At 42.6% G+C, this 340-nt stretch carries 1 protein-coding gene; it reads left to right on the top strand.

Features of this window, described 5'->3' with window-relative positions:
* Positions 1 to 340 (top strand): tryptophan synthase subunit alpha (locus HC175_RS21640; RefSeq protein WP_209310180.1); only part of this gene is annotated, 340 nt, incomplete at both ends.

Genomic DNA, 340 nt, shown 5'->3' with positions numbered 1-340 from the left:
AGTACGACTTACTTCCGGTATTTTTAATTACGCCCCAGACTTCCGAAGAAAGGATAAGGCAGATCGATCAAATTTCGGAAGGCTTTATCTATATGGTGAGCAGTGCTGCAGTAACAGGAGGCACCGCCGGTTTTGGGCAGCTTCAGAAAGATTACTTCAGCAGGGTGTCAAAAATGGGATTAAAGAACCCTCTAATAGTGGGCTTCGGGATAAAGGATAGGGAAACTTTTTCCGCAGCTACAGAAAAAACTAAAGGAGCAATTATTGGGAGTGCGTTTATTAAACACCTCACTGAGAACGGCACAGAAAACATCCAGGATTTTATTAGAAAAGCAAGAGA

The organism is Salinimicrobium oceani (assembly GCF_012037645.1).
Note: the sequence above shows the minus strand (reverse complement) of the source record. Positions and strands in the feature narration are given on the sequence as shown.